The organism is Larsenimonas rhizosphaerae (genome assembly GCF_023700005.1).
In the GTDB taxonomy this organism is placed as follows: domain Bacteria; phylum Pseudomonadota; class Gammaproteobacteria; order Pseudomonadales; family Halomonadaceae; genus Larsenimonas; species Larsenimonas rhizosphaerae.
Window position 1 is genome coordinate 1,094,566 of record NZ_JAMLJK010000001.1, and the last position, 20,108, is coordinate 1,114,673.

At 59.2% G+C, this 20,108-nt stretch carries 14 protein-coding genes, 1 tRNA gene and 1 pseudogene; 5 read left to right on the top strand and 11 right to left on the bottom strand.

Annotated elements, in window-relative coordinates:
- Positions 1 to 319 precede the first annotated feature (319 nt).
- Positions 320 to 2,176 (top strand): McrB family protein, encoded by a 1,857-nt coding sequence (locus NAT21_RS04965; protein ID WP_250936175.1) that lies wholly within the window; start codon positions 320 to 322, stop codon positions 2,174 to 2,176.
- Complete coding sequence (locus NAT21_RS04970) at positions 2,173 to 3,465, top strand: McrC family protein (RefSeq protein ID WP_250936176.1); 1,293 nt, start codon at positions 2,173 to 2,175, stop codon at positions 3,463 to 3,465. The genes NAT21_RS04965 and NAT21_RS04970 overlap by 4 nt, the downstream gene beginning before the upstream one ends.
- Before the next feature lie 65 nt (positions 3,466 to 3,530).
- Here the strand turns inward: NAT21_RS04970 and NAT21_RS04975 are convergent.
- Positions 3,531 to 4,052, bottom strand: a pseudogene (locus NAT21_RS04975) (helicase-related protein); the annotation flags it as partial.
- Between the two features lie 148 nt (positions 4,053 to 4,200).
- On the opposite strand from NAT21_RS04975, the gene NAT21_RS04980 reads away from it, so the two are divergent.
- Positions 4,201 to 4,273: transfer RNA gene (locus tag NAT21_RS04980), tRNA-Thr, on the top strand.
- A gap of 55 nt (positions 4,274 to 4,328) precedes the next feature.
- Here NAT21_RS04980 and NAT21_RS04985 read toward each other — a convergent pair.
- From NAT21_RS04985 to NAT21_RS05000, 4 genes are all read right to left on the bottom strand, one after another.
- Positions 4,329 to 5,066 carry a hypothetical protein gene (locus NAT21_RS04985; RefSeq protein WP_250936177.1) on the bottom strand — a complete coding sequence of 246 codons (738 nt, stop codon included), beginning with the start codon at positions 5,064 to 5,066 and terminating at the stop codon, positions 4,329 to 4,331.
- Positions 5,067 to 5,691: 625 nt separating this feature from the next.
- Positions 5,692 to 7,200, bottom strand: a complete 1,509-nt coding sequence (locus NAT21_RS04990; RefSeq protein ID WP_250936180.1) for an MFS transporter — start codon at positions 7,198 to 7,200, stop codon at positions 5,692 to 5,694.
- Positions 7,201 to 7,245: 45 nt separating this feature from the next.
- A complete protein-coding gene (locus NAT21_RS04995; protein ID WP_250936182.1) occupies positions 7,246 to 10,371 on the bottom strand; it encodes a multidrug efflux RND transporter permease subunit in 3,126 nt (1,041 codons plus the stop codon).
- Positions 10,372 to 10,387: 16 nt separating this feature from the next.
- The gene (locus tag NAT21_RS05000; protein ID WP_250936184.1) at positions 10,388 to 11,548 is read right to left on the bottom strand and encodes an efflux RND transporter periplasmic adaptor subunit; all 1,161 of its coding nucleotides are present in this window, start codon (positions 11,546 to 11,548) and stop codon (positions 10,388 to 10,390) included.
- Positions 11,549 to 11,703: 155 nt separating this feature from the next.
- Between NAT21_RS05000 and NAT21_RS05005 the strand changes: the two genes are divergently transcribed.
- Both NAT21_RS05005 and NAT21_RS05010 read left to right on the top strand, forming a co-directional pair.
- Positions 11,704 to 12,429 carry a response regulator gene (locus NAT21_RS05005; protein WP_250936186.1) on the top strand — a complete coding sequence of 242 codons (726 nt, stop codon included), beginning with the start codon at positions 11,704 to 11,706 and terminating at the stop codon, positions 12,427 to 12,429.
- Positions 12,426 to 13,505, top strand: a complete 1,080-nt coding sequence (locus NAT21_RS05010; protein ID WP_250936188.1) for an ATP-binding protein — start codon at positions 12,426 to 12,428, stop codon at positions 13,503 to 13,505. The genes NAT21_RS05005 and NAT21_RS05010 overlap by 4 nt, the downstream gene beginning before the upstream one ends.
- Positions 13,506 to 13,597: 92 nt before the next feature.
- Here the strand turns inward: NAT21_RS05010 and NAT21_RS05015 are convergent, their stop codons facing one another.
- The 6 genes from NAT21_RS05015 to NAT21_RS05040 all read right to left on the bottom strand — a co-directional run bounded on the left by NAT21_RS05015 (position 13,598) and on the right by NAT21_RS05040 (position 20,101).
- Complete coding sequence (locus tag NAT21_RS05015) at positions 13,598 to 14,533, bottom strand: SMP-30/gluconolactonase/LRE family protein (protein ID WP_250936190.1); 936 nt, start codon at positions 14,531 to 14,533, stop codon at positions 13,598 to 13,600.
- Between the two features lie 3 nt (positions 14,534 to 14,536).
- Complete coding sequence (locus NAT21_RS05020; RefSeq protein WP_250936192.1) at positions 14,537 to 15,832, bottom strand: TRAP transporter large permease; 1,296 nt, start codon at positions 15,830 to 15,832, stop codon at positions 14,537 to 14,539.
- A complete protein-coding gene (locus tag NAT21_RS05025) occupies positions 15,832 to 16,356 on the bottom strand; it encodes a TRAP transporter small permease (RefSeq protein ID WP_250936194.1) in 525 nt (174 codons plus the stop codon). Before NAT21_RS05025 ends, NAT21_RS05020 begins: the two co-directional genes overlap by 1 nt.
- 14 nt (positions 16,357 to 16,370) lie before the next feature.
- Positions 16,371 to 17,357, bottom strand: a complete 987-nt coding sequence (gene dctP / locus NAT21_RS05030) for a TRAP transporter substrate-binding protein DctP (RefSeq protein WP_250936196.1) — start codon at positions 17,355 to 17,357, stop codon at positions 16,371 to 16,373.
- 429 nt (positions 17,358 to 17,786) lie between these two features.
- Complete coding sequence (locus tag NAT21_RS05035; protein WP_250936198.1) at positions 17,787 to 18,599, bottom strand: amidohydrolase family protein; 813 nt, start codon at positions 18,597 to 18,599, stop codon at positions 17,787 to 17,789.
- Positions 18,596 to 20,101, bottom strand: a complete 1,506-nt coding sequence (locus NAT21_RS05040; protein ID WP_250936200.1) for a tripartite tricarboxylate transporter permease — start codon at positions 20,099 to 20,101, stop codon at positions 18,596 to 18,598. The genes NAT21_RS05035 and NAT21_RS05040 overlap by 4 nt, the downstream gene beginning before the upstream one ends.
- Positions 20,102 to 20,108 lie beyond the last annotated feature (7 nt).

The following is a 20,108-nucleotide window of genomic DNA, read 5'->3' on the forward strand; positions in this document are numbered from 1 at the left end:
ATCCGCCGAGTAATGCCATTCGTGCTGGCGGCTCAGCTTCCTCTCTAGTATCGCTCCCTATGGGATCACTTACTGTTTAAAGCATATAAGCTGTAGGTGCCCTCGTATCTCAAGTTGCTGTCAGGGCTACAAAGCTACGGAAAGTTCCTTGGCAGGTTTAAAACGATATCGATGAATTTGCTAATTGAATAATTACTCCTATTGTCAGAGGCATGTTACACCCGCTTTGATCTTGTTTCGTCAGTTAAGTGCCCGAGCTTGGCCAGCTTGAGCTGGGCCAATGCTTAAATATCTGGGTTTGTAGTAGAGCCTGCCAAACATGGCCGCCAGTCATGATCATGGTGAGCTTCAGGGACGGCAATATTTTGTCATGGAGGAAAAGATGCCCCTATCGGACGATTTCGATGAGCTATGGCGCTCTTTTGAGGGCGTGTCGCGTTTGAAGAGTGCTCTTCGGGATGAGGCGCAGCAGTACTTGTTTGATCGACTGGTCAGTGCAACTCACCATCAGGGGTGGGACTGGTGGACCGTGAAGTCGGCTCACGAAGGTCCCGTTCGTGTCGGGCGGAATAACGATCTGGAGAATGGGACAGCGTCCGTACTGGCAAATGTTGATGCGCGGGATGATCAGCTTCTGATAAAGCTGAACAAACGCGTCTCGGAAGCTGATGAAAGCTGGCAGCCGCTGGACGAGGCATTGGTAACTCGCTTTGAAAGCGAAGAGTTTGCGGCAGCTTTTCGGAATGAGCAGCAGGTGGGACGCTCAGGGCGCTGGCCAGCAGATTATTGTCGCTATAAGGAATTTCCTGCAATGTCTGATCGTCACTTGTCTCTCAATCAAATTCTTTTCGGGCCTCCCGGTACTGGAAAAACTCATGGCACTGTCAACGCCGCGCTTGAAATTCTGGATGCCGACTATCTGGAAGCACATCAAGGTGATCGAGCGGCGCTAAAATTACGCTTTGACGAATTGGCAGAGCGGGGACAGGTATCTTTTGTGACCTTTCATCAAAGCTTTAGCTACGAGGATTTTGTCGAAGGTCTGCGTGCTACCCAAGTAGAAGGGCAGCTTCAATATGATGTCGAGCCCGGCTTGTTTAAAAGGCTATGTGACCGCGCCAGCTCTGGACGTTCCGAAACGAACGACCCTTTTGATCAAGCGTTAAAACGTTTACAGGAAAAAGCCGCCGCAAATGATGGGCAGCTAAAAATGCAGACTATTCAGGGCAACCCCTTTGACGCCACCTATTTTGGGGGAGAAACATTAAAGGCTTTTCCTCAAAGCTCTCAGTCAACTGGAAAGGGGCATCGTGCCAATTTAAAGCTGGTTCGTCAGTATTACGAAACAGGCGACAAAGGTGATATCTATAACGCGTCTTACGTCAAGGGTGTGCTTCTATATTTGGAGGAAGAGTGTGGGCTACCGCCTTACCAAGCCCCATCAGCTGATCCGGCCAAGCGGGAAAAATTTGTCCTGATTATTGATGAGATCAACCGCGGTAACGTCTCGCGCATATTTGGCGAGCTGATTTCTCTGATTGAAGGAGGCAAGCGTGCGGAAGCCAACGAGGCGCTTTCAGTCATTTTGCCTTACTCAAAAGAGCACTTTAGCGTACCCGGTAACGTCTACCTGATCGGCACCATGAATACTGCTGACCGCTCACTGGCGGGGCTGGATATCGCTTTACGGCGCCGCTTTGTGTTCCGTGAAATGCCGCCGCGTCCGGAGCTTCTGGATCAGGTCGTCGTAGGAGGTATCAACATCGGTGAACTGCTCCGTATTCTGAATCAGCGAATCGAAGTGCTGCTGGATCGGGAGCACTGTCTGGGCCATGCGTATTTTATGCCACTGGAGAAAGAGCCTGAGCTTTCGCGACTGGCACTGATCTTTCGTCATCAGATATTGCCTCTGCTGCAGGAATATTTTTTTGAAGACTGGCAACGCATTCAATGGGTGTTGAATGATCACCGCAAGAAGGCCGCAGACCGCTTTGTGTATCAACCTCGTCAGAATGTGCACGGGCTATTCGGTGAGTCAGTGAGTCTGCCGGCACACCACCTGCCCTGGCGCCTAAATGACGACGCGTTCGAGCGTCTTACAGCTTACGCCAGCATTATTCATGGTGCGGGGATAGCGACCGGGCAGGATCCTGTTTCTGAGGCTGATGTAACGTGACAACACGGATCACGGTAAGGGAATATGCCCGGCTGACAACAGAGCCAATAGATAATCCCGGTCTGGATCGTGCCCATGTCTCGGTCACGGTGTTTGACTGGCTTTGCCAGCTTAATGAGTCCTTCGGGCGGGGCGGTGCCAGTCTGATTCAGGTAGAGGGTCGACGCTGGCTACGGCTCGACAACTATGTCGGCGTACTGGAAGCGCCGTGCGGTACCTGTCTTGAAATCCTGCCAAAGCACTTTGAATCCACGGATGACATTGCACAAGGCCGTCGGCTTTTGCGACGGATGATTCAGGCAGCGCTTGACCTGCCAACGCGTGAAGTAGGCACTGCTGCGCTTGAGCTGTTTGATGCGCCTCTTTCTGAATGGGTCATGCGACAGTTTCTTGAAGCACTGGAGCATGTCGTCAAACGGGGAGTGCGTTTTGATTACCGACGTGTCGAAGAGGAGCAACCGTTTCTACGTGGCCAGCTTGATGTGGTGGGACAGATGCGACAGCCACCTGGGAAACAGCATCATTTCCGGATACGTCACGACCTCTTTGGGCCGAACCGGCCGGAAAATCGCCTGCTCAAACTCGCACTGGAACGGGTATGCAAATCGACTCAGGTAAGCAGTAGCTGGCGGCTGGCCCATGAGTTGCGAGGTATGCTTTCCGAAGTGCCGGCCAGCCATGACCCGCGGCAGGACTTTAGAGCATGGCGTACCGATCGCCTGATGGCACATTACCAGGCAGTGCGCCCGTGGTGCCAGCTCATGCTCGACCAGACCATGCCGATCGCAGTTGCCGGACAGCAGTACGGCATGAGCCTTCTTTTCCCCATGGAGCAGTTGTTCGAACAGTACGTCGCTCGTTATCTGGAGCGGACAAAATCATCCGATACTCGATTGAAAATGCAGGCAGCCAGTGCCTGGCTCTGCCGGCATGAAGGAGGAAATTTCTTCCAGTTGCGTCCTGATCTTCTATTAAGCCAGGGCAACCGCTGCTGGGTGCTGGATACGAAGTGGAAACGTCTAAATGCTGAGTCTCGGAATCGAAACTATGGCCTTTCCCAAGCCGATTTCTATCAGCTTTTTGCCTATGGCCACAAATACCTGAAAGGACAGGGTGACGTAGTGCTGATCTATCCTGCCCACACGGTATTTAACGAACCGCTTGAAGTGTTTGAGTTTTCACCACAAATGAAACTGTGGGTGTTGCCCTTTGATCTGGAACGGAATTGCCTGATTGGTGCTGAGACAGCAGGGCTGCCTGTATCGAACCGTAGGCAGTTTCCGCATTGAGAAACAATTCTTGCGCAGCTGCCGACTGTCTCGTTCGAAATAACCATTAACTGAGTGACTGTTTTTCAAGCCCATCCCTTCTGCATGATGGTTTCGAAATCTCGCTGAGACAATACACTAGAGCAATCTCGCCAGTCCTTGTCATCGGGTCGAAGCGTGGCGTTGTAGCGAATATCGAAACCGGTTTCTTTCTTTTGCGCTTCAATGTACTGATCCATCAGCTCACCCAGTTCCTCGATCTGATCGATCAATTCGTCTTTGATGTTGTCCGGCAGTGAACCAAAAAGGTCGAACTTGTCGCGCATGCGCTCCGAGAGACGCTCATAAACCTTTTCATCAACGGTTTCCTGATTGACCAGGTTAAGCATATCAACACGATCACGGCTCTGGCCGTATCGCTTGATGCGATCGATACGCTGATCAAGCTTGGTTGGGTTCCACAGCGGGTCAACGTTGATGAGTGTGCCTGGAGTCTGAAGGTTAAGCCCTTCACAGGCGGCATCGGTGGCCACCATCAGTCGGATTTTACGCTCGGCTACTCGTTGCTTGAGGTCTGCGCGGTTGGCATGACTGCTTTCGCCATGGCAATAAAGACGACTTTTGCCAGCGCCGTGAGCATAAAGAGCAAAGTGGCGATCACAGGGGGCATGAGGCGCTCAAGCAGTGAAGGAATCGCTACTCTGCCACAGGGAGTAGGCAAGGCAAAAAGGACTGGCTGAAATAATTTCCGGGTTCGCCGGTATAGCTCAGCTGGCAGAGCAAGGCATTCGTAATGCGTAGATCGGTGGTTCGAGTCCACTTACCGGTATCCGCAGGATTTTAAAGGCCCGGCGCATATGCGCCGGGCTTTTTTTGATGAGTAATTAGCCAGACTTTAAATCATTGAACTTGATCACCTGGTTTCGGTTTTCAAGACCTTGCATTACCAGTTTAACTGATGGGATGTGATCGATGTCGTTCTGAGTTGACTGAAAAACAAGAGTAACCTGTGTGGGAAGCCCCTTGGCAAGTTCAATGCCGTAAGTTCTGCGGCTTTCCTTATTGCCAATAAATATTTTTTCGAGATCAAGTGACCCGCCATTAGGCTCGAAAAAAGTAGTGTGAGAGCTGAATCCTATCTTTCTATCGCCATTGGTACTGGTGAGCTCAAGCGTGCAGGATGGTGTCTGCGCGATGATATTACAGTTGACCAGACGGACGCGTAACGCATCGATCATTTCCACTCGGGCGCCAGTAAACATTGGCGTGTTGTTTTCAATAATGTCCTGTTTTGCAAAGCCCATGGAAGGTTTTGCATATTCCTTGCCAAGAACAAAAAAGGAAAGTGCAAGCGATAGAGCGAGAATAATGCCAACAGTGCTTTTCACAAGGCGAGGCATCTTGCGAGTGATGAAAGCTATAAAAAAGGCGCTCATAAGGAAAAAAGCAGCGCAAAAATAGATAAACCCTTCCCAGCTGATAAACCCCCAGTTCAGGGTGGAAGGGTCGGGAAACATATATGTGATAATAGCCCAGCAGGCACTGAGCACAGCGCCCATTGCAGTTATAAGTTTAGAAGGGAGTCTTGAGTTTTTTTGTTGAGCGCTGCTCTCGGTATTCATTCTTGGCCGTTCACTTTGGTTTGTGTTGAAGTCAGGCCAACCATACCCCATTAGTTTTTTAGAATGAATGAAGCTGAATAAATTTTATATGGATGCCGCTTCCGTGAATGCGTGGCGAACAATTTTTAATCAGCGGCCATACCTGGCATGGAACGGCGCACGACTGTTTATTCAGCCCATCCTTGCGCCACCTCACCAACCGCGCTATTCACGCCCGTATGTCTCGCCCCATCACGCCTGCACGCCGTGGCCAGTTGGATCACCACGTTTTCTGATGGGCCTTTAAAGAGCTGTATCCGACAGCCGGTGCTGCCCGTCGCGGTCGCTCGCGCCGTGGGCAATATGAACGTTCACGCCTCGGTCGAGGGCGTTCGCCAGCAAGTACAGAATTGATCGTTTACGACCCGATCGGACAGCCAGCCGGAGACGATCACCAGCTCCTTTCTGACGATCTGCAGGGGTGGGTCAGCTCCTCATGATGGCCACGGAGGCGCACCAGGGCATTGCTGGTGGCTTTCCTGCTGAGGTTTACTTTCTTTAGTCCTCCAGCCCGAAAACCCTGAACGGGAGCTGCTGCCGCTTTTGGCGCGGCATTGTTCCGGGCCTTTGGTGCGCCTTGCACGGGTCAGTGTTCCTGATGTGTTGAATATTCTCTGAGCAGATAGACCACCACTATGGAAAGTGCTGCAAGCAGTGCCGCCGCCGTCATCAGCAGGATGGAATGGCTGGATGAAAAGGCCGCCTTGCCTGCTTCGATCAGCGCCCTGGCCTGAGGCTCGGCGAGGTCACGCGCGACCACATGGGTATCACCGATGGAGCGTGCGGCGTGTCTGGCCTGGGAGGGCGTCATGTCGAGCGCCAGGACAATGGTATGGCTGTACACGCTGGACAGAAACACACCGAACAGCGTGATGCCCAGACCGCTGCCGAGTTCGTAGGCCGTGGCTTCCATCGAACCCGCCGCGCCGCCCTTGCTGGCGTCTACCGAACTCATGATGGCGATGGACGAGGCCGTCAGGCCGATGCTGAGGGTCAGCCCGAGAAGCGCCAGCAGCAGCGGCACCGTCAGCCCGGGGTGATGGAAATCGGACAGGGCCAGGCCTGCCAGCGCGGCGGCGGCAATCACCAGTGACAGGCTGGCGACCGCGTGCAGGCCGCACAGATGGGAGAGGTGGCCGGCGACCGGGCCGCCCAGCGCTGCCGCGGCCATGATCGGGATCATGAAAATGCCGGCCTGCAGGGGCGTTTTGTCCATGACGTATTGCAGCTCCTGGGCCAGCGTCAGCTCGACGCCGGCCAGTGCGCCACTCGCGACCACGGCCATGATGATGCCGGCCAGTATGGCCGGGCGCGAAAAAAGGGAGAGATCGAGCAGGGGCTGCGGGGCGCGTAACTGCAAACGCACGAAGGCCAGCAGCAGGACAAGGCCGGACAGCGCCACTGATATCGCCATGTACAGCGGCTGTGTCGCGCCGAAAGCCGCCTTGATGCCGTAGACCAGCGAGAGCATGCCGGCGATCAGCAGTACCGCCTGCCAGGGCGCCCATTGACCCGATGTCGTCTCCTCGGTGCGTGGCAGCAAAAGATAGACCAGCGGCATGACGACCAGCATGATCGGCACGTTGATCAGAAAGGCCGACCCCCACCAGAAATGCTCCAGCAGGGCACCGCCGATGAGCGGCCCCAGCGCGGCGCCGGCCGCCCCTGTCGCGCCCCAGAGCCCCAGCGCCATGGCGCGCTCCCTTTCGTCTTCGAAGGTGCGCCGAATGATGCCCAGCACGCACGGCATGATCATCGAGCCCCCCAGCGCGAGCAGCGCGCGGGCGGCGATCAGCAGGGCGGGGGTCGGTGCAAGGGCGGCCAGTAGCGACGCAGTCCCGAAGATGCCCAGCCCCGTCAGCAGAAGCCGCCGATGACCGATGCGATCGGCGAGTGTTCCCATGGGGACCAGCAGTCCCGCCATCAACAGGGGGTAAATGTCGATGATCCACAGTACCTCGTTGGCGGAGGCACTCAGCGCCAAGGTCAGTGATGGCACGGCGATGTGCAGGATGGTCATGTCGATGACCACCGGCAAAAAGGCCAGCATGACGGCGAGTAGCATCAGCCAGCGACGCGGAATAACGAAAAACATGGACATCAGCTCCTGGCCGGTATCGGGGGGCACATGTTGCCGTGCCTAGGGTCGACGACGTTCATTGCGGCGAGCGCGCCATGCCACCAGGCGCTGCTGCACCCCGATCACGAAGACGAAGAAAGCCGGCACAAAGAATATCGCCAATAACGTACCGCTGATCATGCCGCCGAACACACCGGTGCCGATGGCGTGCTGGGTCTCGGCGCTGGCACCGGAGGCCAGCATCAGCGGCACCACGCCGAGGGTGAAGGCCAGCGAGGTCATCAGGATTGGCCGCAGGCGCAGGCGCGCCGCGGTCACCGCCGCGTCGATCAGCGGTCGCCCTTCAGCGTGCAGCTGCCGGGCAAACTCGATGATCAGAATGGCGTTTTTCGCCGACAGGCCGATGAGGGTAATCATTCCTACCTTGAAAAACACGTCATTGGGCATGCCGCGCAGCATCACCGCGGCGACGGCGCCAAGCAGGCCAAGCGGCACCACCAGCATGACCGACAGCGGGATCGACCAGCTCTCGTAAAGCGCGGCCAGCACCAGAAATACCACCAGTGCCGAGAGCAGCATCAGCCGCGGCGCCTGCGCCGCTGACTGGCGCTCCTGCAGTGACTGTCCGGTCCAGGCCACGGCGAAACCCTGCGGCAGCTGCGCCGCGAGGTGCTCCATTTCGGCCATCGCCGCACCGCTGGAAACACCCGCCGCCGCCCCGCCGGTAATACGCACGGCGGAATAGCCCTGGAAACGCATCATCTGTTGCGGCGACTCGCCCCACACCGGCGTCACCACCTCGCGCAGCGCCACCATGCCGCCACTGGCATTGCGCACGCGCAGGCCGAGCACGTCGTCCAGCTGCATGCGCGCCGTGGCGTCGGCCTGCAGGATGACCTGCTGCATGCGCCCGGCATTGGGAAAGTCGTTGACGTACAGCGAGCCCATGGCCGCCGACAGGGTGTTGCTGACAACACCGAAGGAGAGACCCATGGCCTCGGCCTTCTGCCGGTCGATCTCCAGACGGATGCTCTCGCCGGGGGGCAGGCCATCGGGGTAGACATCGCTGACCACCTTGCTCTTTGATGCCAGTGCCAGCAGTTGTGCCTGGGCGGCCAGCAGTGCGTCCTCGCCCCGGTTGGCGCGATCCTGCAGGAACAGGGTGAAGCCGGAGGAGGTGCCCAGCTCGTCGATGGCCGGCGGCATCAGGCTCATCACCGTGCCTTCGACATTGTCCGCCATGGCCTGCTGCGCCAGCGCCGCTTCTTCGGCGGCGGTGGCACCTTGGCGCTGGTCCCAGTCCTTGAGCATGGTGAAGGCCATGGCCGCGTTGGGGCCGGAACCGGCAAAGCTGAAGCCCAGCACCACCAGATTGGCGTCCAGCGCCGGGCGCGAGGCCACATGCGTCTCGAAACGCTTGACCATGTCCAGCGTGCGTTCGCTGGTGGCGCCGGTGGGCAACTGGATGGAGGTCATGAAGTAGCCCTGGTCCTCCTCGGGCAGGAAGGAGGAGGGGAGCTGTCGGGCGCCGACGACCAATACCGCGCATAGCACGGCAAACACCAGCATCATCCGCCCACTGCGCCCGACCAGGCGCATCACCCGCGCCCCATAACGTGCCGTGAGGTGCTCAAAGCCACGGTTGAAGGCGCCGAAGACGCCGCGTCTGGCATGGTGATCCGCGCTTACCGGACGCAGCAGCGTGGCGCACAGCGCGGGCGTCAGACTCAGCGCGAGGAAGGCCGAGAACAGGATCGACACCGCCATCGACAGGGTGAACTGCTGGTAGATTACCCCTACCGAGCCGCTGCCGAAGGCCATGGGGATGAACACGGCGGTCAGCACCAGGGTGATGCCGATGATCGCTCCGGTGATTTCCCGCATTGCCTGCAGGGTCGCGGCTTTCGGCGACAGCCCTTGCGTCACCATCAACCGCTCGACGTTTTCCACCACCACGATGGCATCATCGACGATGATGCCGATGGCCAGCACCATGCCGAACATGGTCAGTGTGTTGATCGAGAAGCCTGCCAGCAGCATCACCGCGAAGGTGCCGAGCAGGGCGATGGGCGCGACGATGGCGGGAATCAGCGTGTAGCGCAGGTTCTGCAGGAACAGCAGCATCACCAGAAACACCAGCGCCATGGCCTCGAACAGGGTGTAGATCACCTTCTCGATGGAGACCTTGACGAAGGGCGCGGTGTCGAACGGCACCGAGTAGGTCATGCCTGTCGGCAGGCTCGGCGCCAGTTCGGCCAGCCGCGCCCGTACGCTTGACGCGGTGCGCACTGCATTGGCTCCGGGAGAGAGCTGGATCGCGGCACTGGTGGCCGCCACGCCGTTCTCCCGATTGGAAAAGGCGTAGGACTGGGCGCCCAGCTCGATCCGCGCCACGTCGCCCAGCACCACCCTGGCGCCGTCGGTCTCGGCCCGTAGCACGATGGCGGCGAATTGCGCCGGCGTGCTCAGTTGTCCCTGCACGGTCAGCGGGATGGTCAGGCGCTGGCCCGGCACGGTGGGCTCGTCTCCGACCCGGCCGGGGGCGATCTGAGCGTTCTGCTGTTCGATGGCCTGGGCCAGGTCATTCATGGTGAGCCCATAGGCGGTCAGCTTGTTCGGATCGACCCAGACCCGCATGGCCTGTTCGGCACCGAACATCTGTATACGCCCGACACCCTCGATACGACGCAATTCCTGAACGATGTTACGAGCGAAATAGTCATTCAGCTCGATCTCATCAAACTGTCCGGTGGGGGAGGTCATGCCCACCATCATCAGAAAACCCGAGGCGGCAGACTCCACCTGCAGGCCGTTCTGCCGCACGGCCTGGGGCAGACGCGGCTCGACCGCCTTGATGCGGTTCTGCACGTCCACCTGGGCCAGTTCGGCATCGGTGCCCGGCTTGAAGGTGGCGGTGATCTGCGCGGTGCCCGAGGTATCCACCGAGGATTCGAAATACAGCAGGTTCTTCACCCCGGAAAGCTCGCGCTCGATCAGGCTTACCACCGAGTCATTGAGGGTCTGCGGGGTGGCCCCCGGATAGGTGGCGTAGAGGGTTACCGAGGGCGGCGCCACCGACGGATAGCGGGCGATGGGCAGCTTCGGAATGGCGATGACGCCGACCAGCACGATGAACAGTGCAATGACCCACGCAAAGACCGGGCGGTTGATGAAAAACTGCGGCATGAGATTGTCTCCGAACTCAGCGCGCGACGGCGCTGAGCGGTTCATCGCTGGCGGCGGGCTGCCACGGACGTGTGGCGACTCGGGCATCAGGGCTCAAACGCTCGATCCCTTCGATCACCACCTGTTGCCCGGCGCTGAGGCCGGACACCACCCGATAACGGCGTTCGACCAGTTCACCGAGTTCGACGGGCACCGGGTGTACCTTCTTCTGAGCATCCACCACCCACACGCTGGCCTGGCCCGCTGTGCGGGTCACCGCCTGCTGCGGCACGCTCAGCGCCGCGGGGTAGTGCGCCCGGGGAACCCGCGCCTGTACGTACAGGCCGGGCAGCAGACGATGCTGCGGATTGTCCACCAGCACACGCAGCAGCACGTCACCGGTACCGGTGTCGACCTGAATGCCGGAAAACAGCATGCGCCCGTGCATGTCCAGAGGCGTGCCGTTGCTGCCAAGGATCTCCACGTCGAGCACCGGGGATGCCGAGCCGGCCTGCTGGCGTAGAGTGTCCAGCCGTGAGGCCGATTGGCGCACGTCGACGTATACCTGATCGATCTGCTGAATGCGGGCTAAAGGCGTGGCATCGGTGGGCGATACCAGCGCCCCCTCGTTGACCAGGGTCTGGTCGATGCGACCGCTAATGGGCGCCTCGACACTGGCGAACTGCAGGTCGAGCCTGCGTCGCGCCAGCGTTGCTCTGGCCTGAGCTACATCGGCGGCGGCCTGGTCGCGCAGAGAGGCCGCATCGTCGTATGTCTGGCGGCTGACCGCGTCGGTACGCCTCAGCGCATCCATTCGGCCCGCCTTGACCTGCGTCTGGGCCAGGGTGGCTCTGGTTCGCTGTAACGCGGCAGCGGCAATATCAACCTCGGCCTTGAAGGTGGCGGGATTGATCTGGAACAGCGTCCTGCCTTCCTCGATATGGCTGCCTTCCTCGAACAGGCGCTGCTGCACGATACCGGTAACCTGAGCGCGCACCTCGGCAGTACGCACTGCCGATACTCGTCCGGGAAGGTCCTGGGTGACTGAAAGCCCGGTGGCCTCCAGTGTCATCACCGATACCGGAAAGGGGGATAACGTGTCGCTTCCGGTATTGTCTGGCGAAGAATCGCACCCTGCCAGCCACGGCACGGCAAGCCCTGCAAGCAGAATGCTCCACAGATGTTGTTTGATGCACATGCCACTCTCATCTCACGTGAGGGGTCATCGCCTTGGGCGATAACCGAATGATCGCAGTGCAGTGTGGCGGGCGGACATTGCGAATGATTCGAGGCTTTATGGAGAAAGGATGGAGGGTGCGATAAAGTTGAACACCCCCTTTATCGAGCCTGCCCATGTCCGAACGCATCAGCCATGCGCCTCCTGCTTCGGCACTGATACTGATCGCCGAGGACGAAGAGGAAATCGCCGATATTCTCAGGGCCTATCTACAACGCAGCGGGCTGCGTACCCGGCACGCCGCCGATGGTGAGGCTGTGCTGGCCATGCATCAGTCGCTCAAGCCGGATCTGCTGCTGCTTGATGTACAGATGCCGCGTATTGATGGCTGGAAGGTACTCAGTGAAATCCGTTCCCGCGGCGATACCCCCGTGATCATGCTGACTGCGCTCGATCAGGACATCGACAAGCTGATGGGGTTGCGGCTGGGCGCGGATGACTACGTGGTCAAGCCCTTCAATCCGGCCGAAGTGGTAGCGCGGGTTCAAGCCGTGCTGCGGCGTACCCTGATGAGTGATTCATCCGCCTCTCGAATACTGCGCGTCGGCCTGTTCCAGATTGATCTGGAAAGCCACGAGGCCAGTATTCGCGATGGTGACAGTCAGCAGATGCTGGATCTGACCCTGACGGAGTTCAGGTTGCTCGCCTGTCTGATGCGTGCCCCCAGGCGGGTGTTCAGTCGCGCAGAGCTGCTTGTGCAGTGCCTTCCCGAGGGGGATACGCAGGAGCGCACGGTGGACAGTCACGTCAGCAAACTGCGCAGGAAACTCGATGCCCTTGGCATTCATGGCATTCCGGCCAGCGTGTGGGGCGTGGGTTACCGTTTCGGCAGCGACTCATGAAGCGTGCGGCGGGGCTGCGTCGTCAGATTATCCAGTCCCTGGCTGTGATGGCGCTGGGCATCATATTCATCTCCGTGTTTGGCTCCTACGTGTTCTATGCCGTCGCCACAACCTATCTGCCGGGAAGTATTTCCAATAGCTGGATACCGTCCCGGGTCGAGCTGGCATGGATCGTCTGCACCGCGCTGGCGGCACTTGGCATGGCAGTATTCGTGGCCATCCGTTTATCGCGACGCCTGCTTACCCCGCTGAACTCGGTAGCATACAGCCTGCGTGAAGTGGCTCAGGGCAGGCTGACGGCTCGGGCTCACATGGACGAGCGCTCCATGGGCGAAACAGCGCAGCTGGTACGCGATTTCAATACCATGGCTGAACGGCTGCAGAGCATGACTCGGGAACGCGAGTTCTGGAATGCGGCCATCGCCCATGAGCTGCGCACGCCAGTCACCATCCTGCGTGGTCGCCTGCAGGGCCTGTCAGAAGGGGTATTTACACCCAGTACCGAGCTGTTCGATGGCCTGCTGCGACAAGTGGAGGGTCTCAATCGGCTGATCGAGGATCTGCGAGTATTGAGCCTCAATGACAGCGGTCACCTGGAGTTGCAACCGGTCGAAGTAGATCTGGCTCGGGAGATTGGCAGTGTTCTGCAGGCCTTCGCTGAGCCGCTGGCGGCAAGGGGATTTCATTTGCGCCGTGACTTCGAGGCGGGCCTGAAGGTGACGTGTGACCCGGTAAGGATGCGTCAGGCACTGATGGCATTACTGGAAAATACACTGCAGCATGCCGAGCCGGGCGAGCTACACGTGCGCCTCTATCGCTCGGGTGATCATTGCCATATGGCCGTCGAGGATGCCGGCCCCGGCATCGACATGACGCAGGTCCAGGATCTATTCGAGGCCTTTCGTCGTGGCGACCCCTCCCGTTCACGCAAGAGCGGGGGGAGTGGGCTGGGGCTTGCTGTAGTCAGGGCCATTGCAACGGCACATGGTGGCAAGGCGACCTGGCAGCCTTCTGCGAGAGGGGGCAGCGCGTTTGCCATTACCTTGCCGCTTGCCTCCTTCGACTCACAGGCATGAGTCAGCGGCTCTACCGATCGTTTCGTTTAACGAAAGGTGGAGCGTGGGGTGCTCTGGCAAACGGCAGTCCCACCCTCCATGTGCCAATACCCTCAGCGCCCCCAGCCGGAAGCCATGGGATGACCGGCGACGGGCAGTTCGGCGCGCAGGATAGTGCCGGAATCCGATTCGGTGATGTATAACGTGCGGTTTTCCGGCCCGCCGAAGGCGCAGTTGGTGGTTCCCAGCCCCCTGGGTGACTTGACCACCGCGATGGGTACGCCAAGCGCGTCATGTACCCACACCAGCCCCATGCCGGTCTGGCAGACCACAACGCCGTTATCCTGTGTCAGTGCCAGACCATCCGGTCCAGCACGGCCACCGGAAAACTGCAGGAAAAGCCCGGCCTTCACCACCCGCTGACTGGGCGACAGCGGCAGCCGCCATACCGCGTTGGCACGCGTTACCGCGACGTAGAGCGTATGGCCACTGGTATCGAGCACCAGCCCGTTGGGGCTCGGCACACGGTCGATCAAACACTCGAGCCGGCCATCGTCGGGTGTCCAGCGGTAGACACGCCCACTGGGGTCATGAAGCCCGGTCTGTCCCTGGTCGGTGAAATAGATCGCGCCGTCCGGGCCGATATGCAGGTCATTACAGCCCTTGAAGCCTTCCGAGTCGGCATCGCCCAGCACCGTACTGATGCTGCCGGTTGCCGGATCGAGTTGCAGGATGCCGTTCTTGAAATCGGCGATGAAGATGCGGCCCTTCGCATCGATCTTGAGGCCGTTGGGCTGACCGTCGTATTCGGCGATCTGTTCAACGTCGCCTTGTGGTGAGGCGCGAAGTATCCGGCCGAAGGGAATGTCGACGAACCATAGATGCCCGTCCAGATCAAAGGAGGGGCCCTCGATGAAGCTGTCGACAGCCGCGCCTCGGCGATTCTTGGTTGCCCAGTCAGAAGGCGTACCGGGGCGCCGCAGCGCCTCCGGCAGGGTCGTGAAGACCTCGGCCTCGATCAGGGTCGGGTCTGGATGGGGAAAGGCCACGGGTCAACCTCCGGAAGTCAGTTGGGGAAGCCACAGCGCGATGTCGGGCATCGCAATGAGCAGCACGAGAAACGCCAGAATGATGGCGAAGAAGGGCAGCACGCCCATGACCACGTCTTCGACTCTGGTTTCCGCATCGGAGCTGGCCACCACGAACAGGATGACGCCGAGCGGCGGGGTCAGCTGGCCCAGCTCGACCAGGATGACCACGAACACGCCAAACCAGACCGGATCGACGCCCATTGCCATCAGGGTCGGGAAAATGACCGGGACGATGATCGCGATCATGCCAAGGCCTTCCATGAAGCAGCCAAGAATGGCAAACACCACCACGAGAATCAGAAGCAGCGAAAACTGCGACAGACCTGCCTCGGCAACGCGGTCGACCAGTGCTTCGCCGACGCCGGACAGCGCCGTGGCGTAGGCAAACAGCATCGAAATGAACACGATGAACAGCACGTTGCCGCTCATGGTCAGCGTGCGCGACAGTGCCGACTTGAGCATTGTGATATTGAGTCGGCGATACAGTGCCGAGATGGCCACGGCACCGACCACGCCCAGCGCACCCGCCTCGGTCGGGGTGGCGATGCCGGCGTAGATGCTGCCCAGAATGAACACGATCAGGATCGTAAAGGGCAGCACGTCCGCGGCGGCGCGCAGGTAATCGGTAAACGTGCGTTGCTGGGTATCTTTGGGAACCAGCGAAGGTTTCGCCAGCGCACGCGCGATGATGAAGAGGCTGTAGCAGGCACCGAGCAGAATACCGGGCACCAGACCGGCGGCGAACAGCTGGGCGATGGAGGTTTCGGTAAAGGTGGCGTAGATGATCATGGTGATCGACGGCGGTATCAAAATGCCCAGTGTGCCGCCGGCCGCCAGTGAGCCTGCCACGAATCGGCGGTCATAGCCGCGTGCCGACAGGGCCGGCAATGCCACGGTCGACATCGCCGCCGCGGTTGGCGCACTGCCGCCGGCGACGGCGGCAAATACGCCGCTACCCACGATGTTGGTATGCAGCAACCCGCCTGGCAGGCGGCGCATGAAGGGGGCGATACCGTTATAGAGTCGCGCACTGAGCCCGCTGGCCAGCAGGATCTCCGCCATCAGAATGAACAGCGGAATCGCAGCCAGCGTGAAGCTGTTGGCGGCTCCCCAGCTGACCAGCCCGAGAGCCTTCCAGCCAGCGACGCCCTTGATCAGCCACAGGTAGGCCAGCGCTGCCGCGCCGACGGCGAATTGAACCCACAGCCCGCCAACAATCAACACCAGTAATACGCCAAAGGCGATCAGGGCATCCATCAATCAGTTCCTCCATGACGCAGGGTGATGATCGCGCGCTCGATGATGAAGATCGCGGTAAAGGTCAGTCCCAGCGGAATCAGTAGCTGAGGCATCCATAACGGCGTCATCAAAAATGTCGGCGCGACATTGCCGCGTGACCAGGAGCTCAGAACCAGTTGCAGGGTGTACCAGATCAGCACGCCGCAGACGGCAAGCGACAGGGCCATATAAAGCAGGTTCAGGCTCTTTTTAAGAGCCTGAGGCAGGGCATCAAAGATGAAACCGACCTGAAACAGACTGTTTTTCCGAACGGCCAGGCTGGCGCCGAACAGGGTCAGGCCCACGACGAGGTACCCTGCCAGCTCTTCGACGACGCGCAGTGAATGGTTGAAGAAAAAGCGCGAGACGATTTCGGCGCTGACGATCAATACCAGTACCACCAGTGCCAGTCCCGCGATAAACCGCACGCCGGCGGCGATCATGTCGAACAGGGAGCCGGCAGATGCCGGCTCGTTGACCTGATGGGGGGATGTATCACTCATGAAGGGCTCCGGAATTACTTGCCAAGGGCGTTCAGAACCGCCTCTAGCGCTTTTTCATGCTCCGGTCCCGCCTGTTTGGCCCACTCGCGCCACCACGGCGCCATCTTTTCCTGGGCGCGTTTGATGTCAGCCGGGTCGGCATCGACAATCGTCATGCCGGCGTCTGCCTGTTTCTGTTCCTGTGTCTTCTCATCGACGAGGAAGTCCTGAGTGATCTGGGCTGTTTCCTCACTCACGATACGATCGAGTGTCTGGCGCGTGCTGTTCTTGAGGCCTTCATACGCAGAGGTATTGGCGATAATGGCACTGTTGGCGTAGTTGACCGGCAGACGGTAGTTGTAGGGCAGGAATTCGTGCCAGTTCTTGGCACCGCCCGCACTGGCTGTCAGTACGCCATCAATGACGCCACGCTCCAGCGCCGTCGGTACTTCCGAGCCTGAGAGCGTGATCGGTGAACCACCGAAGGCCTCGACGAATTCACCCTGTTCAGGCGAGGTGACGCGCACCTTGTGATCCTTGAGGTCGTCCAGTGAGTCCATTTTGAAGGTGGTAAAGATGACCTGCTGCGGGTAGCGATAGCTGCCCAGATAGGTCACGCCCTGATCCGCGAACCCTTTCTTGAGATACGGTTCCATCACCGCGTAGGCCTTGTTCCACTCTTCATCGTTGTTGATCAAAAGGGGCAGGTTGAGAATGCGCGCGATGGGGACGTTGCCCGAAAAGAACAGGTCCGCGGCGAAGTCGACAATGCCATCGCCGGTGGCCTGGGTGATATCGCTGGAGGAGATTTGCAGTGTCTTGCCCAGGTGAAGCGTGATCGACAGGTCATCGTCCGTTTCCTTCTCGACCCGGTCGGCAATTCGTTTCATGCCCTGAACGGCAGCGGTCGTGGACACGGAGGAATAGGTATACCCCGTCCAGTTATCGGCCATGACATTACCGGCCATTGATGTGCTTAGAACAACCAATCCGGATAGCAGGGTATTCTTGATTTTTTTCATCGGGACGTCCTCTCTCAAGGGTGATGGCTCGTTTTTATTAAAATGATATTTGTGCCTTTTGAAACAGGGGAGTGATTTACATCACCCCTTGTCAAAAGGGGGTATTTATATTCATGGGTAAATCGTGAATAAACACCGCACGCTTTTGGGTGTTGAGTGAACATGAAAACGAGGAATTGCTAAAGCGTGTTTTTCTGCATTGAATATGCAGGAAAACTTTATGCCTGATCTTTGAAATAAATGTTTTGTCGATGAGACCTTGGTCGCCTTTAACGATAAATAATAAAAGAGGGCAATAATTAAATAATCGGAGTGATATACGTCAGTATGTATAAAAGCTGAATCAGCGAATCCCGCAGAATGATCGACCTCATGGACAATGAGGTCGATCGTGATGGCTGGTGTGAAAGGCAGGGTCAGGGGGAGGGGTCAGAACCGATAAAGCCGTTCAGGATTGTCTCTCAGACAGGCCTGGCGCTGTGGCGAGGACAGGGCGCGCTCGAGAAACTCGATCATGTCGAGGGAGCCGGGGATCGGCGACGGCGTCATGACATGGGGCCAGTCACTTCCCCAGAGGCAACACTCGCGGTAGCGCTCGGCCAGGTGCCGAGTCAGCTCGATGAGGTCGTCATAGCGCCCCGGGTGCTGGCTGACACGGGTGGGGGCAAGTTTGATCCAGACGCGCCCGGTGTCGAGCAGGCGGCAAAGGCGGGTCAGTTCATCGGAATGGCCGGGGGTCACGTGCCCGAAATGATCCAGGACGATTGTTTGCCCTTCCGGGAGCGTCGGTAACAGTGCCGCCAAAACGTCGTAGCGCTCGGGTTCCGTATTGAGTTCGACATGCCAGTCCAGTGCTGCGGCGCGAGCAGCAAGCTCCGGCAGGCGCGCCAGGTCGTGCTGGCCCAGCCGGGTGCGGTCCTGAATGCGGATGCCACGTACGCCAGCTTCGCGCATCGCCTCGAGCCCTGAGGTGTGCTCATCGATCATGACCACGCCACGCAACTCAAGCGGCGAGGTGGGGAGCCGCGCCTGACGAAGCGTCTCGAGCAGATAGTGGTTGTCGGTGCCATCGATGGAAGCCTGTATCAGCACGGCGCGCCGGATGTCCGAGACCGCGGCTTCCTCCATGAAATGGCCGATGTCCTTGCGAGGGGGCTGGTAGGTCGCCTTGGTGTACTCGCGGTCACGGTCGAAGACGTGGATATGGCAGTCACAGGCGGGCGACATTGAGGTGTGTGTCATGATGCATCTCCCTGGTGCGTATGGCGATAGCGCCTGATGATTACACCCAGAACGCACAGCAGCGTGACGGCCAACAGTCCCATGGCGATCGGTGACTGCAGGAAGATATCAGCGCTTCCGGCACTGGTCAGCAGCGCCTGGCGCAGGCTCTGCTCAAGCGGTGGCCCGAGGATCAGCCCGATCAGCAGGGGCGGCAGCGGAAAACCGGCTCGCCGCAGCACGAAGCCAATCCCCCCGGCACCCAGCATCACGGCGACATCGAAAAGACTGTTGTTGACCGAATAGGCACCAAATATCGCCAGAATCGCAATGACCGGGAACAGATGGCGAGGGCGGATTTTAATGATGTGAACGGCGCCACGAAACATGGCCAGCCCGAACACCACACAGGGAATGGACAGCAGTATCAGTGCCTCGAAGATCGCATAGACCTCAACACCGTGCTGCTGGAAGAGGAACGGCCCCGGCGTCAGCCCCTGCAGCATGAACGCTCCCAGGATGACGGCGGTAACGGCGTCGCCGGGAATGCCGAGTGAGAGCATGGGCACCAGCGCGCCACCGGTTACCGCATTGTTGGCGGCCTCCGGGGCGGCCACGCCCTCCGGTTCTCCCTTGCCGAAGCGGGCCGGATCGCGTGAACGGGAGCGGGCCAGGTTGTAGCTGACGAAGGCGGGCACCGTTGAGCCGATCCCCGGCAGGATACCCACCAGGGTGCCGATGATGGAGGACACCATTAGCGTGGCGCGCATCTTCCACAGGGTCAGCCACCCGACCGGGCGATTCGAGGTGCCACTGCCCGAGACCGGGCCGATGTCCGTGTCCGGTGCCGTCTTCTGCTTGCCGGCAAAGGCCTGCAGCAGTACTTCGGACATCGCGAACAGGCCGATCAGCACCGGAATCAGCGCCAGGCCGTCTTCGGCCGCAAAGCTGCCAAAGGTGAAGCGCGGCAGCCCCTCGATGGGATCGAGTCCGATAATGCCGGCGGCGACGCCGATCAGTGCCATCAGGGCAGCATCAAGAATCGATCCCCCCCCGAACAGCACGATGATGATCAGCGCAAACGTCATCAACGCCGCCATCTGTGCAGGGCCGAAATCGAGCGCCAGCGAGGCCAGCGGCTGGGCCAGCACGATCAGCACCAGACAGCTGAAAATGTTGCCGAACACACTGGCATAGAGCGCGATGCGCAGTGCTTCCCCGGCACGGCCCTGCCGTGCCATGGGATGGCCATCCAGCGCCGTGGCTGCCGAAGACGGCGTGCCGGGAACGTTGAGCAGGATGGCGGAAATCGATCCACCAAAGATCGCCCCCTGATACACCCCCAGAAGCAGGATAAGAGAGGGAATGGGGGACATGGTAAAGGTCACCGGGATCAGCAGGGCAATGGCCAGTGTCGGGCCCAGACCGGGAATTGCGCCGATGACAATGCCGACGGCCACCCCCACCAGGGCGGCAATCAGCACCCAGACATCGAGCAGGGCATGGAAGGCATCAAGAAGCATGTGAAGT

What these genes read in the sequence shown, in the direction of transcription:
- NAT21_RS04965 (WP_250936175.1), top strand. Translation starts at nt 320, where the DNA reads ATGGCCGCCAGTCATGATCATGGTGAGCTTCAGGGACGGCAATATTTT.
- NAT21_RS04985 (WP_250936177.1), bottom strand. Translation starts at nt 5,066, where the DNA reads ATGAATACCGAGAGCAGCGCTCAACAAAAAAACTCAAGACTCCCTTCT.
- NAT21_RS04990 (WP_250936180.1), bottom strand. Translation starts at nt 7,200, where the DNA reads ATGTTTTTCGTTATTCCGCGTCGCTGGCTGATGCTACTCGCCGTCATG.
- NAT21_RS04995 (WP_250936182.1), bottom strand. Translation starts at nt 10,371, where the DNA reads ATGCCGCAGTTTTTCATCAACCGCCCGGTCTTTGCGTGGGTCATTGCA.
- NAT21_RS05000 (WP_250936184.1), bottom strand. Translation starts at nt 11,548, where the DNA reads ATGTGCATCAAACAACATCTGTGGAGCATTCTGCTTGCAGGGCTTGCC.
- NAT21_RS05005 (WP_250936186.1), top strand. Translation starts at nt 11,704, where the DNA reads ATGTCCGAACGCATCAGCCATGCGCCTCCTGCTTCGGCACTGATACTG.
- NAT21_RS05010 (WP_250936188.1), top strand. Translation starts at nt 12,426, where the DNA reads ATGAAGCGTGCGGCGGGGCTGCGTCGTCAGATTATCCAGTCCCTGGCT.
- NAT21_RS05020 (WP_250936192.1), bottom strand. Translation starts at nt 15,832, where the DNA reads ATGGATGCCCTGATCGCCTTTGGCGTATTACTGGTGTTGATTGTTGGC.
- NAT21_RS05025 (WP_250936194.1), bottom strand. Translation starts at nt 16,356, where the DNA reads ATGAGTGATACATCCCCCCATCAGGTCAACGAGCCGGCATCTGCCGGC.
- dctP (WP_250936196.1), bottom strand. Translation starts at nt 17,357, where the DNA reads ATGAAAAAAATCAAGAATACCCTGCTATCCGGATTGGTTGTTCTAAGC.
- NAT21_RS05035 (WP_250936198.1), bottom strand. Translation starts at nt 18,599, where the DNA reads ATGACACACACCTCAATGTCGCCCGCCTGTGACTGCCATATCCACGTC.
- NAT21_RS05040 (WP_250936200.1), bottom strand. Translation starts at nt 20,101, where the DNA reads ATGCTTCTTGATGCCTTCCATGCCCTGCTCGATGTCTGGGTGCTGATT.